The 15544-nt window shown below is 59.0% G+C and carries 16 protein-coding genes; 3 read left to right on the plus strand and 13 right to left on the minus strand.

Going from position 1 to position 15544, the window contains the following annotated elements; translation table 11 throughout:
• Positions 1-19 precede the first annotated feature (19 nt).
• Positions 20-208, plus strand: coding sequence for a YpfN family protein (locus WFK59_RS10075; RefSeq protein ID WP_233987423.1), 189 nt, complete (start codon positions 20-22; stop codon positions 206-208).
• Between the two features lie 31 nt (positions 209-239).
• On the opposite strand, the gene ypfH is transcribed toward WFK59_RS10075, so the two are convergent.
• The 6 genes from ypfH to dapA all read right to left on the minus strand — a co-directional run bounded on the left by ypfH (position 240) and on the right by dapA (position 6732).
• Entirely contained in the window at positions 240-920 is a 681-nt protein-coding gene (gene ypfH, locus WFK59_RS10080) for an esterase (RefSeq protein WP_336755710.1), read from the minus strand.
• A 73-nt stretch (positions 921-993) separates the two neighbouring features.
• A complete protein-coding gene (locus tag WFK59_RS10085; protein WP_336755711.1) occupies positions 994-2961 on the minus strand; it encodes a tRNA(Met) cytidine acetyltransferase TmcA in 1968 nt (655 codons plus the stop codon).
• Complete coding sequence (gene ypfJ / locus WFK59_RS10090; protein WP_233987420.1) at positions 2958-3821, minus strand: KPN_02809 family neutral zinc metallopeptidase; 864 nt, start codon at positions 3819-3821, stop codon at positions 2958-2960. Before ypfJ ends, WFK59_RS10085 begins: the two co-directional genes overlap by 4 nt.
• 126 nt (positions 3822-3947) lie before the next feature.
• Complete coding sequence (gene purC / locus WFK59_RS10095) at positions 3948-4661, minus strand: phosphoribosylaminoimidazolesuccinocarboxamide synthase (RefSeq protein ID WP_233987419.1); 714 nt, start codon at positions 4659-4661, stop codon at positions 3948-3950.
• A gap of 146 nt (positions 4662-4807) precedes the next feature.
• A complete protein-coding gene (gene bamC, locus WFK59_RS10100) occupies positions 4808-5839 on the minus strand; it encodes an outer membrane protein assembly factor BamC (RefSeq protein ID WP_336755712.1) in 1032 nt (343 codons plus the stop codon).
• Positions 5840-5853: 14 nt separating this feature from the next.
• On the minus strand, positions 5854-6732 hold the full coding sequence (gene dapA / locus WFK59_RS10105) for a 4-hydroxy-tetrahydrodipicolinate synthase (RefSeq protein ID WP_233987417.1): 879 nt from the start codon (positions 6730-6732) through the stop codon (positions 5854-5856).
• A gap of 143 nt (positions 6733-6875) precedes the next feature.
• Between dapA and WFK59_RS10110 the strand changes: the two genes are divergently transcribed.
• Both WFK59_RS10110 and bcp read left to right on the plus strand, forming a co-directional pair.
• Complete coding sequence (locus tag WFK59_RS10110) at positions 6876-7457, plus strand: glycine cleavage system transcriptional repressor (protein WP_094122051.1); 582 nt, start codon at positions 6876-6878, stop codon at positions 7455-7457.
• Positions 7458-7614: 157 nt separating this feature from the next.
• The gene (gene bcp / locus WFK59_RS10115) at positions 7615-8082 is read left to right on the plus strand and encodes a thioredoxin-dependent thiol peroxidase (protein ID WP_031375386.1); all 468 of its coding nucleotides are present in this window, start codon (positions 7615-7617) and stop codon (positions 8080-8082) included.
• 167 nt (positions 8083-8249) lie between these two features.
• Here bcp and WFK59_RS10120 read toward each other — a convergent pair whose 3' ends face one another.
• The 7 genes from WFK59_RS10120 to WFK59_RS10150 all read right to left on the minus strand — a co-directional run bounded on the left by WFK59_RS10120 (position 8250) and on the right by WFK59_RS10150 (position 15530).
• On the minus strand, positions 8250-9818 hold the full coding sequence (locus WFK59_RS10120; RefSeq protein ID WP_233987416.1) for a sensor domain-containing diguanylate cyclase: 1569 nt from the start codon (positions 9816-9818) through the stop codon (positions 8250-8252).
• 163 nt (positions 9819-9981) lie between these two features.
• A complete protein-coding gene (locus tag WFK59_RS10125) occupies positions 9982-10812 on the minus strand; it encodes a phosphodiesterase (RefSeq protein ID WP_094122048.1) in 831 nt (276 codons plus the stop codon).
• A gap of 10 nt (positions 10813-10822) precedes the next feature.
• The gene (locus WFK59_RS10130) at positions 10823-11806 is read right to left on the minus strand and encodes an ABC transporter ATP-binding protein (protein ID WP_336755713.1); all 984 of its coding nucleotides are present in this window, start codon (positions 11804-11806) and stop codon (positions 10823-10825) included.
• Positions 11803-12618 (minus strand): ABC transporter permease, encoded by an 816-nt coding sequence (locus WFK59_RS10135; protein WP_094121594.1) that lies wholly within the window; start codon positions 12616-12618, stop codon positions 11803-11805. Before WFK59_RS10135 ends, WFK59_RS10130 begins: the two co-directional genes overlap by 4 nt.
• A complete protein-coding gene (locus tag WFK59_RS10140; protein ID WP_336755714.1) occupies positions 12615-13496 on the minus strand; it encodes an ABC transporter permease in 882 nt (293 codons plus the stop codon). The genes WFK59_RS10135 and WFK59_RS10140 overlap by 4 nt, the downstream gene beginning before the upstream one ends.
• Positions 13496-14518, minus strand: a complete 1023-nt coding sequence (locus tag WFK59_RS10145) for an ABC transporter substrate-binding protein (protein WP_094121592.1) — start codon at positions 14516-14518, stop codon at positions 13496-13498. Before WFK59_RS10145 ends, WFK59_RS10140 begins: the two co-directional genes overlap by 1 nt.
• Positions 14502-15530, minus strand: a complete 1029-nt coding sequence (locus WFK59_RS10150; RefSeq protein WP_336755715.1) for a LacI family DNA-binding transcriptional regulator — start codon at positions 15528-15530, stop codon at positions 14502-14504. The genes WFK59_RS10145 and WFK59_RS10150 overlap by 17 nt, the downstream gene beginning before the upstream one ends.
• Positions 15531-15544 lie beyond the last annotated feature (14 nt).

Genomic DNA, 15544 nt, shown 5'->3' on the forward strand with positions numbered 1-15544 from the left:
CGATGTTAAGGAGCGGGAAATGGAGTTTATTAAAGATTACTGGTGGATCCTGGTGATCCTGCTGATGGTTGGCGTGCTGATGAATGTGTATAAAGATCTGAAACGCATCGATCACAAAAAATTTATGGATAACAAACCGAACCTGCCGCCGCATCGTGATTTTAACGATAAATGGGACGATGACGACGACTGGCCGAAGAAGAAGTAATGCCGGATGCCCTCGCTGAGCGAGGGCATTTTTACATCATCACGATGACATCATCATCACCGGGCTTCGCCCCGCTCAACGCCTCGTCAAAATAACGCTTCGGCACCGTATAACGCAGATGATCCAGCGCCAGCGCCATGCTGCGATGGTCGATGGCATGGGCCAGATCGTCGACAATATCCAGCGTAACATCGCCGCCTAATGCCGTCAGACGCTGCTCCGCCAGCTGCGCATGATGCAGCGGGATCTGCTCATCGTAATCACCGTGAATCAGATGCACCGTGGTGCGGGTACTGGCTTTCTCGGGTAGCGTGACGAAGCGACCGTTAAACACCACCGCCCGCCCCGCCAGATCGGCATGCGCTTTTACCCCTTCCAGCACCATGCTACCGCCCTGCGAAAAGCCGATCAGCGCCGTCGCTTCCGCCCGGACACCGCTCTGCTGCTGCCAGTGACGAACCGACTCGACGAACTGCGGCATCGCAGCGTCGACCCGTTGCTGAACCGTCTGGTCGTGTAAATCGGCTTCGGGGAACCATTGGCGGCCTGCGGCGGGCGCCCCCACCGACACCACCAGCGACTCCGGGAAGGTGCGGGCAAACCAGCTGCCAATCTCGCCCATTGAATCCGGATTGTCGCCCACGCCGTGATAAAGCAGAAACAGCTGGGCCGCCGTGGCGGGCTGTTGAACGATTACATATTTCAGTGTCATGTTGACCTCCTGTTTTCACTCTACGCCGCCGGGCGCGAAATGATATGAGGAAAATTTGAACCCGCAGGTCGAATTATTTCAACGACTGACGCAGAGCCTCAGCGTCCAGGCCTGGCAGGTTTTCAAGCGCGGTGGCGGTCTGCTGACGCAGCGCAGTAATCAGCGCTTTACGTCCACTCAGTCCCGCCTGTCGGGCCAGCGTGCTGAGCGCATCCGGCGCGGCAATCGCGGCTTCCAGCAGCGGTAACGGCTGCAGCCGGAGACCTGCCAGCCGCTGCAACACCGGCAAACTGGCCTCCAGTGGCCGCTGTGCCCAGGCAAAACCGGCGGCCAGCCAGGCATCCTGATCGGTAAAATCCGCGTCATACCGCTTCACTACGCCTGCCGGTAAGGCGACAGGCTGAGGTAAAAGCGGCCAGTCGCGGGCCAGTTGCTGTGCCGCGCGCTGCTGCAACGCTTCTCCGGCAGCAGAACAGGCCAGCATCGCCATTGCGGCATAACAGCCGCTGCTCGCCTCGCGCTGACTGCCGATTCGCACCAGGGTAAAACCACAGGCGCGCCAGAAGGCCCAAAGAGACTCAGTGTAGCCGAAGCTGACGGAAAGATAGTCGTAATCAGCGGCAGCGTGACGGGCCGCGGTCACCAGCTGCTGGCCGATTCCACGGCGACGGCTTTCCGCCGCCACGGCAATACGGCTGATGCGCAGTGAGCGTAACGTTGCCGCCTCCGTCAGTCCTGCATGCGCCGCCAGCGACTGAGCCACCAGGCTACCGCGTGGCCGACGGGTACCGGCCCACACCGCCTGCGCCAGCGCCGGATCAAGTCCACCCTCTTCCACCAGCCATAATGCGCCCTGCAACGCCGCTGTCTCGCCAGCCAGCCACAGCTGCATACCAGGCGCATCCAGCAGCCGACGTAAATCCAGCGGTGAGGTCCGGTAATGGGCGCTGGTCAGCAGGCGATAGGCCGCCTGCAACGCTGGGAAATCGTCGCGGGAGGCAGGATGCGGAAGGGCTGATGATGAAGGCGTGACAGCAGTGGCATCATCAAACAGCAGCGTCTGGTTGAGCCAGCGCTCCAGCGGATCGCTACGCGACCAGCGCAGTGGCTCATCAAGGGTAAAATAGCGCACCTGCGGCAGTGCGGCGCAAAACTTGAGGATAAAGCCGCGCCCGCTACCTTCGTAACCTTGTACGGTGGTGGTGAGTAACACGCGGGGAAAACGGCTGACCAGCGCCTGCAACAGCGGCGCGGGAATAGCTGCCGCTTCATCAATAATCAGCCACTCAGCGGCAGGCGGCGGGTCCAGCGCCAGTAGCGCGTCTGGTGCCATGAAATGAAAATGCTCGCCGGCAAACGCTGCCAGGACCTCCGTTGAAGCTCTGGCCGGTGCGGTCACCAGCGCGTGACCATTGTGACGCGCCAGCATCCCCGCCAGTGCCGATTTTCCGCGGCCACGGGCGGCGGTCAGGACCGCCACGCCAGACGATATTGCCAGCCACTGTTCCAGCACCGCCTGTTGCTGCTGCGGTGCCTGACACTGCCAGTGTGGCCTGTCAGACAGCGGCGGCCAACGGCACGGCTGATGCTGCCGCTCCAGCAGCACTTCGGCATCGGTGAGAATCTGCTGTTGCAGATGGTGAACGAAGCGTGGCGTGGCGATGGGTTCGGCGACATCCGCCCAGCGCAGGCTATCGGCATCCGGCTGGTGCGGCCAGCGGTCCCAGGGCGGGACCAGCAGCAGCAGCCAGCTACCGGCGGTTAAGGTGCCAGCCAGTGCGGCGAAGGCGTCAGCGTGAAAGCCCGCGCGGGCATCGAAAATGGCGTGATGAAATTCGCGTCCCAGCAGAGTTCGCACCGCACCTGGCGCGCAGTGCGGACCGGGAAACAGCGCGCTGTCGGCCAGCGTCAGCCAGTCACCCGCCAGCGCGTCACGCCATACCGCCGCCCGTGCCAGGCACCAGGCGGGATCGCCGCTGATCACTGCCAGCCGTCGAATCCCGGCCTGCTGCATCAGGACGGTGGTGTGCTGCAGGGTCATTCGTTGCTGGCAAAGGTGTTGCACTGTCCTGGATTGCCACTATCAAAACCGCGCTTGAACCAGCTGTAGCGCTGCTGCGAGGTGCCGTGAGTGAAGCTATCCGGCACCACCCGTCCCTGACTTTTCTGTTGCAGACGATCGTCACCAATCGCCTCGGCGGCATTCAGCGCCTCCTGCAGATCGCCGACTTCCAGGATATTCTCCTGCTGCATATAGTGTCCCCAGACGCCTGCGAAGCAGTCAGCCTGTAACTCCATTTTGACCGACAGATGGTTGACCTGAGTCTGGCTGGCACCCTGCTGCATTTCGCGGACTTTCGGTTCGATGCCAAGTAACTTCTGCACGTGATGGCCGACTTCATGCGCAATCACATAGCCCTGGGCAAAGTCACCGCCAGCACCGAGTTTGGTTTTCATCTCGTCGTAAAATGAGAGATCGATATAAACCGTCTGATCGGCAGGACAGTAGAAGGGTCCCATTACCGACTGGCCGGTACCGCAGCCGGTGCGGGTTGCGCCGCGATACATCACCAGCTTCGGCGCGACATACTGTTTGTTCATCTGCTGGAACAGTTTGCCCCAGGTATCTTCGGTGGTAGCCAGGATAACCTTAGTGAATTTCGCGGCCTCGTCATCATTAGCGCTGACGCTGCGCTGCTGCTGCTGACTGGTCGGCGCCACCTCTCCGCCGGTCAGTAAGCCGGTCAGATCATAGCCATAATAGCCGGCCACCGCGACCACGATCAGCAGAACGATACCACCCTTGCCGCGCGGCAGACGGATCTGGCGGCCTCCATAACCGGACGATTGATCGCGACGGTCCTCTACATTGTCGCTTTCGCGACGCCCTTGCCAGCGCATGCTTTACTCCCTTAGCGGTTTACTCAGATGGCATGATTTTAGTTGTGTGCCGGGGCAATAACCAGCTTTACGCCAAAATGAAAAAAGGAGAGCCGGGGCTCTCCTTTCTCTGCTGTGCGGTGTGGCTTAGTCGAGCTTCACGCCCAACCGCTGAGCAACGGCTTCATAGGCTTCAACCACGCCGCCCAGGCTCTGGCGGAAACGGTCTTTGTCCATTTTATCCAGCGTCTCTTTGTCCCACAGGCGCGCGCCGTCTGGCGAGAACTCATCGCCCAGCGTCACTTCGCCGTTAAACAGACCAAACTCCAGCTTGAAGTCGACCAGAATCAGTCCGGCGTCGTCAAACAGCTTGCTCAGAACCTCGTTGGCTTTAAAGGTCAGTTCCTGCATCCGCGCCAGGTTTGCCTTGCTGACCCAGCCAAAGGTTTCGCAATAGGATTCGTTGACCATCGGGTCATGTTTCGCATCGTCTTTCAGGAAAAGATCGAACAGCGGTGGATTGAGCACCAGCCCCTCTTCCACGCCCAGGCGTTTTACCAGCGAACCCGCGGCACGGTTGCGCACCACGCACTCAACCGGCACCATCTCCAGCTTCTTCACCAGCGCTTCGGTATCAGACAGCAGCGCTTCCATCTGGGTCGGGATACCCGCTTCCTGCAATTTAGTCATAATGAAATGGTTGAACTTGTTGTTCACCATCCCTTTACGATCAAACTGCTCAATTCGAGCCCCGTCACCTGCTGACGTATCGTTGCGGAATTCGAGTATCAGCAGATCCGGGTTATCGGTGCTGTATACGGTTTTCGCTTTACCGCGATACAGCTCAGCTCGCTTTTGCATCTTGTTCACTCCAGACTTGAAATAACGGGTGTCCAGCGGCCTGTGCCGCTGCGGCGATTGCCTTGACGCAATCGTTTACTTCGCCGCGCGCTATTATGCCAAAAACAAAATAAAAAGGCCGGAGAATCTCCGGCCCTTCATCATTTTTATTTGTTCAGCGCGCCCTGGAACACCGCCACCAGCGCATCATTTTGCGACTGGGTCAGCACATGCCCTTTCGGGTCGATGAACTGCAGGCTGGTACGGTTATCAAGATCGCCGACCTGCACTTTATAATCCCCGTTTGGCAATTCGGGATCTTTAGCGCCTACTTCATCCCAGCCGCTGCTGCCCGGTGATTTATAGGTCACCTTCATGCTGCCGGTTGAGCGGGTCGTATCGGTCACTTCCATTCCGATGCGTTTCATTGCCTCTGGCAGACGCTGCCAGGCCACGTTGTACGGCGTACGCAGGATCAGCAACGGCAGGCCGGTATCATCCGCACCGCTCTGCACATCAATCGCGCCATTCACCCGACCCGAAGCCGCATTTTCGCTGGCGGTCTGGATCTTATCCATGCCGGTGCTGATGTCGTTAAGCATCTGCGCGGTATAGCGTTGGATCTGCGCAGGCGAAGTGATGGTTTTGCCATCCTGCTGCAGTTCCAGCAGGCGAACCGTCAGCAGCTGCTGATAGCTCTGCGACTGCACGCTGATCTGGTAACGGCCTCGATACTGCTGATCTTCATCAGCGCGGTTCCACTGAACCCAGTCGGTGGTCAGCTGCTGTCCGGCGTCGTTACGTGAAGCAATCGGGAATTTGTAAGACTGCACCACATTGACGACCTGCGACCAGACGGAGCCACGGCTGTTATCAAGCATCAACGCGCCGGTATTATTGCTGTATTGCGCGCGGGTACCGTTCAGCAGTGCCAGCGGCTGGGCCGGTGGACGGATATCAAGCTGCTTGCCGGTCGGGGCCTTGCTGCTGGTGCGCGGGACATCAAAATCGCCACGCTGAACCGGCAGGATCATCCCGGCTGGGGCTTTCAGTTCATGTAGTTCGCTGGCTTGCAGATAAGATTCGTCACCGCTGACCTGGCGCTTATAGCGCTGGTCGCTTGAACAGGCCGACAACAGCATCAGGGTGGAAAGCCCCACCACTGTGGCTACCGTTGACCGCTTTACTGAGTAATTCATTCAAACTCCCTAAATTATCGCAAACCCGCTTTCACCAGCGCCTGCTCCACTTTCGGCTGGCCGGCTGCAGTCAGTGGCGTCATTGGCAGACGCAGCGTGTCGTTAGCGATTAATCCTAGCTGTTTCGCAGCCCATTTTACCGGGATAGGATTGGGTTCACAGAAAAGCGTCTGGTGCAGGTGCATCAGACGCTGATTCAGGCGGCGTGCCTCGACGAAATTACCCTGCTGTGCCAGTGTGCACAGCTCAGCCATTTCGCGCGCGGCTATGTTCGCCGTCACCGAAATGACGCCTTTGCCGCCCAGTTGCATAAAGTCCAGTGCGGTAGCATCGTCGCCACTCACCAGAATGAACTCTTCATTAACCAGCTCTTGGATCTGACTTACCCGCGATAAGTTCCCGGTTGCCTCTTTGATTCCGATAATATTTTTTATTTCAGCCAGGCGGGCAACGGTTTCCGGCAGCATGTCACAACCGGTACGTGAGGGAACGTTATACAGCATTTGCGGCAGGCTGGTGCTGTCGGCGATCGCTTTAAAGTGCTGGAACAACCCTTCCTGCGTAGGACGGTTGTAATAAGGCGTGACGGTCAGGCAGCCGACCACGCCGGAGTGTTCGAAACGTTTAGTCAGAGAGATGCCTTCAGCGGTGGCATTCGCACCGGTCCCGGCGATTACCGGAATACGGCCATCCGCCAGCTCCAGGGTCAGCATCACCACATCGCCGTGTTCTTCATGGCTCAGCGTGGCCGATTCGCCTGTGGTGCCGACGGAAACAATCGCCGCGGTGCCGCTGGCGACATGATAATCAATCAGTTTTTTCAGACTCGCACGGCAGACATTACCTTTGTCATCCATTGGCGTAACGAGTGCAACAATACTTCCCGTAAACATTGGCGATCCCCTCGACAAACAAGTGCTTCATGGTACGTTTTACGCTTAGGGAAAAGCAAGCAAGCCACGCTATTCCGGCGCTTGTCAGCAGTTTTTTTTATGTTTACCTTATAGTTATTAGCGAATGCACAGGAAAAGCCATTTTGCCGCAATCTCAGCCCCATCATCTGGTGATCACCGCGCTCGGTGTTGACCGTCCGGGTATCGTCAACACCATTACCCGACACGTCAGCAGCTGCGGTTGCAACATTGAAGATAGCCGTCTCGCCATGCTCGGGGATGAGTTCACCTTTATCATGCTGCTGTCAGGCAGCTGGAACGCCATTACGCTGATTGAATCCACTCTGCCGCTGAAAGGCGCCGAACTGGAACTGCTGATTGTCATGAAGCGGACCAATGCCAGTCGCCGTCCGCCGATGCCGGATACCGCCTTTATCCAGGTTGAGGTAGCGGATTCGCCGCACATCATTGAACGCTTCACCGATCTGATCGATAAGCATCAGATGAATGTTGCCGAACTGGTCTCCCGGATTACACCGGGACAACACGATTTGCCTCCCACGCTCTATATTCAAATGACCGCCCACAGTCCGACGCGGACTGAAGGCACGTCGTTTGAGCAGGCCTTTAATACGCTGTGTCATGAGCTGAATGCCCAGGGATCGCTGCGCCTTTACAGCCTGTCGGATGCCGACAGCAGTGAAGCCATCAGCCCGACACGCTAACGGCGCATGTTGATACCGGAGCTATTTCTCCACATGACCGTCACCGAAACGTGCCCGGCTATGTGGTGAAATACCCCCTGATGGTAATTTTCCATTTGGCAGTTTCGCGCCGGATGGTGTATTACCGACAGCCTGAATAAAAAAATGGAGAGATGTGATGAATCCACTGAAAGCCGGTGATACCGCACCGAAATTTAGCTTGCCCGATCAGGATGGCGAACAAGTGAATTTGACCGACTTCCAGGGACAGCGCGTTCTGGTGTATTTCTATCCGAAGGCGATGACACCCGGCTGCACCGTCCAGGCGTGCGGTCTGCGTGACAACATGGATGAGTTAAAAAAAGCGGGCGTGGAGGTGCTGGGTATCAGCACTGACAAACCGGAAAAGCTGTCACGCTTTGTCGAAAAAGAGCTGCTGAACTTCACCCTGCTGTCAGATGAAGATCATGAGGTCTGTAAGGCGTTTGGCGTCTGGGGTGAAAAAACCTTTATGGGTAAAACCTATGACGGCATCCATCGCATCAGTTTCCTGCTGGATGCTGACGGCAAGGTGGAAAAGGTCTTCGATAACTTTAAAACCTCCAATCACCACGACATCGTGCTGGACTACGTTAAGTCCGCCTGATGTCTGCAGGGCGCGGCAGCCTGCTCGCCGCGTCCTGCTTATTAGCGTCACTGCCCTGACTGACTGCGGTGATCCGCTTCAGCCGCCAGAGGGCTTACCGCCTCTCCGCCACCAGAATCTCTCCGTTAACCCGCGCCCTGCCAGGGTTGCGGCTTCCGACGTAGCGGCTAACTGACTGCCGCGGCGATCACACAGTTACGGCCGCTGTTTTTCGCCTGATAGAGCGCAGCATCCGCCTGCTTCAGGCTATCTTCAAGCGTCACATCCTGCTGACCGCTCCATGCCGAGACGCCAATCGATAAGGTGATGCGTCCGACGTCGGTAAGCCAGGCTTCGGCAATGCCGAGCCGCACCCGTTCGGCAATGATCAGCGCCTCTTCCAGCGCGGTGCCTGGCAGCAGCATCAGAAACTCTTCGCCGCCGTTACGACAGACCACATCAGACTGGCGGGCGCTGGCGCGCAGCGTGCTCGCGACCTGCTGAATGACCCGGTCGCCGACGTCATGGCCCCAGCTATCGTTGACGTTTTTAAAATGATCGATATCCAGTGCCAGCACCGAAAATGGCTGACGCAGCGTCTGGTAATAGTCCAGCACCGCGTTGAGCCCGCGACGATTGAGTAACTGGGTCAGCGGATCGGTCTGTGCTTCCGAGTTGAGTCGGCCAATTTTATCCTGCACCAGTCCGATGCCGGTCAGCAGCGCACGCTTGACCTGCGCAGCTTCAAAATACCAGGCGCTGATCCCGCCTATCTCTTTTGACACGCCCTGCGCATCCATCCGGCTGGCCTTACGCGCCAGTTGCCACAGCGGTAGCGCAATCAGACGGGCCAGAATCACCGCCACCAGCAGCGTTAACAGCGCAAAGGGTACAGAGTTTTTCAGCACCTTCAACAACAGGCCCGACAGCGGCTCCAGCGTCACGTTAACCGGCTTGAGTGCCACCACCATCCAGCCAGTGGTCGGCACCACCGCATAGCCTGCCAGCTGGGTAACCTCTCCTGCTGGCGAAATCTTCAGCGAGCCGTTGCTCTGCTCCTCGCGTGGGCCGATGATGGCGGGCAGCGTTTTGCCAATCAGTTGGCGATTCTGGTGATAGAGCACCTGATTATTGCTGTCGAGCACGTAGACGCTGGTGCCATCTCGATAAAACTGTTCGCCCAGCAGCGCATTCAGAACACTTTTCTTCTTCAGATAGATGGTGCCGCCCACATAACCCAGATAGTCCCCTTCCCGGCTCCAGATGGGCCAGGAGACGAACACCAGCAGATTGTTAGCAGCAGAAAGCGTCGGTTTACTGATCATCGGCTGACGCATCGACAGCGCCTCTCGTGACGCGTCGCTGGTGAGGTGCATCCCTTTAAGCGTCAGCGATTCCGGCGAGATAGCTCTGACTATCCCCTGCTGATCGACCACCGCGACCGAGTTAAAACTGATGGTCTGCTCGCGCAGTCGGTTGACTTCGCTCTGCAGCAGTTTGTCATTACCGAAATCGCCGCTGATCTGGTTAGCGCTGTAGTGCAGTTGCGACTGCGCCAGCTGAAAGAAAATTTCACTGGTGGAGGCCAGCTTGGCGGCGTAGGCCCGGTTAGCTTCCAGCGTGCTTTCAATCAATACCTGCCGCTGAACCCGCCAGGTGGCGTACAGGGTATTGGCGAGGGTGATGACGATGCTGACTATGACCAGCAGCGCGATTAAATTGCGCAGATCGGTTTTGGGTCGAAAACGCCTTATCATGACGTTGCCGCCGCAGGTGAAAAAATCATCGATTACGTGCCTGATTATTGTTATTAGCGTGTGCCGGATGGCCTGGCGATACTGGCGTCAGTTTACACCCTGACAGAGGATTTGAGCAGGGTTAAGGCCGCCGGCACCACACTAAATTCAAATTTATCTGGTCCTAATCGATCAATCCCTGGCTATCGTAAAACGGCCAGGGCCCGGAAAAGCGGCCAATGGCGCACTGGTGCGTCACCATTCCCTCTCCGGGCTGCCAGCGATGCAACAGAAATCCGGGCGGCTCCAGCACAAAGTGCGCCGGACCGTCAGGCTGCAGATCCAGCGCCACCTGATGCGAGGCGCCCGGCGCTACGCAGGCCAGCGTGCCGGCAAAACGGGTCTGTAAGCTGCGATGCAGATGACCGCACAGCACCCGTTCCACCTGCGGATGACGGGCAATGATCGCCTCAAGCGCGTCGGGCTGACGTAACCGTTGCCGATCCATATGATCGATACCGCAGGCAAAAGGCGGATGGTGCAGCATCACCAGCGTGGGCCGATCGGGCGCGGCACTCAACGCCCGATCCAGCCACAGCAGTTGCTGCTCATCGACATAGCCCCACGGCTGCTGCGGCACGCTGGAGTCAAGCGCCAGCAGTCTGACATCGCCAACGGTCAGTTGCCAGTTCAGGGTTGGCCCGTTTTGCAGGTAAGCGTGATCCGGAAAGGCAGCGCGCAGCGCCTGGCGGTCATCATGATTGCCCGCCATCAGGTAATAGGGCCGCTGTAGCCGCTGCAAGGCGTCGCGCAGCGTCTGATACTCGTCAGGCCTGCCGAAATCGACCAGATCGCCGGTAATCACCACCACATCGGGCTGCGGTCGCAGCGCGTTTAGCGTATCGATAGCCAGCAGTAAGGCCGCATGGGTATCGACCTTTTTATAAGAGAGACGGCCATTGGCCTTGATATGCAGATCGCTGAGCTGCGCAATCACCGTAGGTTGAACAGACAATCCTGACTCCTTAGCAACTAAATTCCAGTGCGGCATGGCTGGCCAGCGACCAGCTGATACGCTGTCCGGCCTGCCAGACTTCGCGGGCGTGGCGTTCGACCTGAATCGGCGTTTCCAGCCCGATATCGATCAGTAAGCGCTGCGAGGCGCCAAGAAAGGTACTGCCCATCACCATACCCTGCTGGGCATACCGGCTCTCGTCAGCCAGCAGCACATCTTCCGGCCGACAGAAACGCAGCGGTTTGCCGTGCCGATCCTCGGCAATACAGTTAATCGCCCCGACAAAATCAGCGACAAAGCGTGACGCCGGACGCTGATAAATTCCCTGTGGCGTATCGATCTGCACCAGGCGACCCTGCTCCATCACTGCAATGCGGTCGCCCAGCGCCATCGCTTCCTGCTGGTCGTGGGTCACGTAGACGGCGGTGATCGCCAGCCGCTTCAGCAGCGCGCCGATCTCCAGTCGCAGCCGTTCGCGCAGGCGCGCGTCGAGCGCCGCCAGCGGCTCATCGAACAGCAACACTTTGGGTCGGGCGGCCAGCGCACGCGCCAGCGCCACCCGCTGCTTCTGTCCGCCGGACAATTTATCAATCCCGCGCTGCGCCAGATGCGTCAGATCCACCAGCGCCAGCGTCTCCGCCACCCGCGCCTCACGCTCGGCGCGCGGCACGCCCTGCACCTTCAGGCCATAGGCGACGTTCTGCGCCACGTTGAGCGTGGGAAACAGCGCGTAGTTCTGGAACACCATGCCGACATTGCGTTTCTCAATCGGCAAATTGGTCACGTTGCGCTGATCAAACCAGACTTCGCCCGGCCGATCGCTGCTCTCCAGCCCGCTGATGATGCGCAATGTCGTGGTTTTGCCGCAGCCCGACGGGCCGAGTAGCACCAGCGTTTCACCCGCCTGCACCTGCAGATCGAGCGGATGCAGCGCCACATGTTGATTAAAGCGGCGCGAACAGCCGCGCAGCGTTACGTTTACCGCCTCGTTCATGCTTGCTCCTCACGTTGCTGCCGCCGGGTTTGTCGTTCCAGCCAGTGATTACAGGCATTGAGCAACAGCAGCAGCGGTAAAATCATCAGAATAAAAATCAGGGTATAAGCGGACCCGACTTCCAGCCGCATCGAGGCGTAGCTGTCCGCCAGTCCGACCGGCAGCGTTTTGGTCAGCGGGGTGTGCAGCATCCAGGTAATGTTGAACTCGCCGACCGACAGGGTAATCACCATAAAAGCGCCAGCCAGGATGCCGTTGCGGCAGTTGGGAACCACCACGGTAAAGAAACGGTGCCAGAAACCGGCCCCGAGGCTGGCAGCGGCCTCTTCCAGGCGCGGTAGCTGAATCGCCTGCATCACCGCCAGCACCGGTCGGATCATAAACGGCAGCGTGAACAGCACATGACCAATCAGGATGAACAGCCAGCTGTCACGCAGGCTACTGAACTGGCCATACAGCAGAATAATACCCAGCGCGGTCGCCAGACCGGGCAGCGCCACCGGCAGCATCAGACACTCTTCAATCCGCGCCGCCCAGCGTGAGGGCGACTTCAGCAGGCCCCAGGCTGCCGGTACCCCGATCACCACCGTCAGCGCTAAACAGCTCAGCGCGATCAGCAGTGATAGCCAGAAGGTGTCGGCATACATCTGCCACACCTGCGCCACCCACTTCAGCGTCAGGCCACTGCGCAGGCCGACAAAATAGTTTTGCGTCACGCCCGCCAGCATCGATAACAGCACCGGCACGATCATAAACAGCGCGGTCAGGCTGGTGATGGAGATCTGTAGATAAAACAGTCCCCGGCGCTTCATGATGTGCGTTCCTCGCGGCTGGCGGTCAGCCAGCGTGCCAGCATCAGGCCCAGCCAGGCGACCGCTCCCATCACCACCGAGAGCGCGGCGGCGGTGGCGAAATTGGCGTAATTAGTGAACTCGCCGTAGATGGTCAGCGGCAGCACCGCCAGCTGCGTCCCGAGAGTAAATGCGGTGCCAAAGGCGCCCATGCTGGTGGCGAAACAGAGCGCACCGCAGGAGAGCAGCGCCGGTTTCAGACCCGGAATAATCACATCAAGGATGATGCGCCACTGGCTGGCACCCAGTGAACGGGCCGCCTCTTCCAGTGAGCGATCCAGCTTTTCACTGGCCGCCACCAGCGTGACGATGGCCCGTGGCAGCGAGAAGTAAAGGTAACCAATAAACAGCCCGCTCAGCGAGTAAGCAAGGACCCAGCGCTCCCCCACCAGGCTAAGACTGAGTTGCGCCAGCACGCCCTGCCGTCCCGCCAGCATCACCACCAGAAACCCCACCACCACGCCGGGAAAGGCCAGCGGAAAGGTCAGCAGCGCCAGCAGCGTGCCGCGTCCGTTAAAACGCTGCCGCGCCAGAAAGCAGCCAACCACGGCGGCAATCAGCAGCGTCACCAGGGTAACCGCCAGCGACAGCAGCACGGTATTAAACAGGCTTTGCAGATACTGCGGCTGGCTGATGACCGTCCAGTAGCCACTGTGGTGGCTGCTGCGATCGGCTGTCATGCCGATTTGCAACAGGCGGGCAAACGGCAGCAGCCAGAAGGCAGCAAAGAACAGCAGCGCAGGCAGCAACATCCACGGCCAGTTCACGTCCGGCTGCCCGGCACGCGCCCGAGCACGGCCGACGCGGGCTAAGGCGTGGCCGGTTTCAGCGAGTGCCATCAGCGGATCTCACTCAGGTAACGCGCTGAGAAGGCTTTCTGGGCATCGGCCATCTGCTGATAATCGACGGTATGGGCGCGGGCGTAATCGCTGTCCGGCAGAAAATGTTTTTTGGCTTCTGCTGACATCGCCGCCGGGCGTACCGGGCGCAGATATGCATTCGCCCAGATCGCCTGACCGGGATCGGAGAGCACATAGTCGATCACTTTTTTACCGTTCGCCGGATGCGGCGCGTTTTTCACCAGGCTGATAACGTAAGGCACCGTCACCGTGCCTTCCTGCGGAATAACAAATTCGACGTTAGCGTGATCTTTATAGCGGGCGCGATAGGCGTTGAAGTCGTAGTCGAGCAGAATCGGGATTTCGCCGGAAATCAGGCGGGCATAGGCGGTCTGTTTCGGCACAATCGGCTGGTTGCGCTGCAATGCTTTAAACCAGTTAAGCGCCGGAGTGAAATCCTGCAGATTGCCGCCTTTGGCCTGATTCACCGCCACCGCCGTCACGTAACCGACAAAAGCACTGGCGGGATCGAGGTAGCCAATCATGCCTTTATATTCCGGCTTCAGCAGATCGTCCCAGGAACGGGGCACCGGTGCGCCAGCCAGCGCATCCACATTGACCATAAAGCCGAGCGTCCCGGAGTGCAGCGCCACCCATTTACCGGCCGGATCTTTCATCCCCGCCGGGATTTGATCCCAGCCGGACGGTTTATAGGCGGCGATCACATCGGCACCGGCTGCCTGGATACCGAAGCTGACACCGTAGTAAACCACGTCGGCAACCGGATTGTTTTTCTCAGCCACCAGCTGCGCCAGCGCCTGACCGGAATTTTTATTATCCTGCGGCACCTGAATGCCGGTCGCTTTTTCGATCGCTTTCAGCTGAGTGCCCCAGTCAGCCCACTCAGGCGGGCAGTTGTAGCAGATGGCATTATCCGCCGCCTGGACCCAGTGACTGGTGAGCGTGCAGCCCGCCAGCAGCGCGACGCTGAAAAGCTGTTTGATATTAACCGTGAGTAGCATGATGTTTCCCTGAAGTTGAGCCATAAAATGCCGGGGCGACACTCTCCCCAAGCCGCAAATGATGTTCCAGCCGCTCTGTGCCGCCGCCGGAGGAAGGATGTAAAAGCCGATCGATGGCGCGCGTCCCCAGCAGCGCGCCCGGCTGCACCACACTGGCCAGTGAAGGCGAAAGCTGTTCACCCAGTGCAATGCCGTCGAAACCCATCACGGAGAGCTGGCGCGGCACGCTGATGCCGGCACGCGCAGCCGCCCCCATCAGGCTGATGGCCAGCAGATCGTTGCTGCAAATCACGGCCGTCAGCGGCGATGCGGCGTGTATCAGCGGCAGCAGCGGCTGAAAATCAGATTGGGTATGGCTCGGCATTTCGATGACCGGATGCGCCATCAGACCGGCCTGCCGCATGGCATCGCCGTAGCCAAGATAGCGCTGGCGCGCCCGATCAGATTGACGCATCGGCCCGGCGATCATCACGATATGACGGTGGCCCAGCGCCAGCAGATGCCCGGTCGCCTCGGCAATGGCTCGTCGGTTATCCACACACAGGCAGGGCCAGTCATGCTGCTGCGGCACGTTGTGCGTCAGGACAAACGGCATCTCTGCTGCCGCCAGCATCGGTAACAGCGTACTGCTGTCGGCATCCGCCACCGTCAGAACCAGACCCGCCACGCGCTGGCGCAGCATATGTTCGACTATCGCCGCTTCCCGATCGGCCTGATAGTCACTGGTCGCCACCAGCAAACCGTAGCCGGCACGCCGGGCCTGTTGCTCCATCGCCTGAAGCTGCTGGGCAAAAACCGGGTTCAGCAGCGAAGGCAGCAACACGCCTAGCGTGGTGGAGTGCTGGGTGCGGAGCTGACGGGCAATATGATTCGGGCGAAACCCGAGCTCGGCCGACGCCGCCAGCACTTTTTGCAGCGTGTCGGGTTTCAGCAGATGAGGATCAGAGAAGGCACGTGCGGCAGTGGCGCGGGAGACACCCGCCAGATTGGCCACGCTGATTAAATCGGTCATTACGCCCTCGTTTA

It is taken from the genome of Pantoea sp. USHLN298 (assembly GCF_037149395.1).
GTDB lineage: Bacteria > Pseudomonadota > Gammaproteobacteria > Enterobacterales > Enterobacteriaceae > Pantoea > Pantoea astica.

Coding starts and splice junctions, on each gene's coding strand:
- WFK59_RS10130 (WP_336755713.1), bottom strand. CDS start 11,806: ATGAACGAGGCGGTAAACGTAACGCTGCGCGGCTGTTCGCGCCGCTTT.
- WFK59_RS10120 (WP_233987416.1), bottom strand. CDS start 9,818: ATGATAAGGCGTTTTCGACCCAAAACCGATCTGCGCAATTTAATCGCG.
- WFK59_RS10140 (WP_336755714.1), bottom strand. CDS start 13,496: ATGGCACTCGCTGAAACCGGCCACGCCTTAGCCCGCGTCGGCCGTGCT.
- WFK59_RS10135 (WP_094121594.1), bottom strand. CDS start 12,618: ATGAAGCGCCGGGGACTGTTTTATCTACAGATCTCCATCACCAGCCTG.
- bcp (WP_031375386.1), top strand. CDS start 7,615: ATGAATCCACTGAAAGCCGGTGATACCGCACCGAAATTTAGCTTGCCC.
- dapA (WP_233987417.1), bottom strand. CDS start 6,732: ATGTTTACGGGAAGTATTGTTGCACTCGTTACGCCAATGGATGACAAA.
- WFK59_RS10075 (WP_233987423.1), top strand. CDS start 20: ATGGAGTTTATTAAAGATTACTGGTGGATCCTGGTGATCCTGCTGATG.
- ypfJ (WP_233987420.1), bottom strand. CDS start 3,821: ATGCGCTGGCAAGGGCGTCGCGAAAGCGACAATGTAGAGGACCGTCGC.
- purC (WP_233987419.1), bottom strand. CDS start 4,661: ATGCAAAAGCGAGCTGAGCTGTATCGCGGTAAAGCGAAAACCGTATAC.
- WFK59_RS10145 (WP_094121592.1), bottom strand. CDS start 14,518: ATGCTACTCACGGTTAATATCAAACAGCTTTTCAGCGTCGCGCTGCTG.
- WFK59_RS10085 (WP_336755711.1), bottom strand. CDS start 2,961: ATGACCCTGCAGCACACCACCGTCCTGATGCAGCAGGCCGGGATTCGA.
- ypfH (WP_336755710.1), bottom strand. CDS start 920: ATGACACTGAAATATGTAATCGTTCAACAGCCCGCCACGGCGGCCCAG.
- bamC (WP_336755712.1), bottom strand. CDS start 5,839: ATGAATTACTCAGTAAAGCGGTCAACGGTAGCCACAGTGGTGGGGCTT.
- WFK59_RS10150 (WP_336755715.1), bottom strand. CDS start 15,530: ATGACCGATTTAATCAGCGTGGCCAATCTGGCGGGTGTCTCCCGCGCC.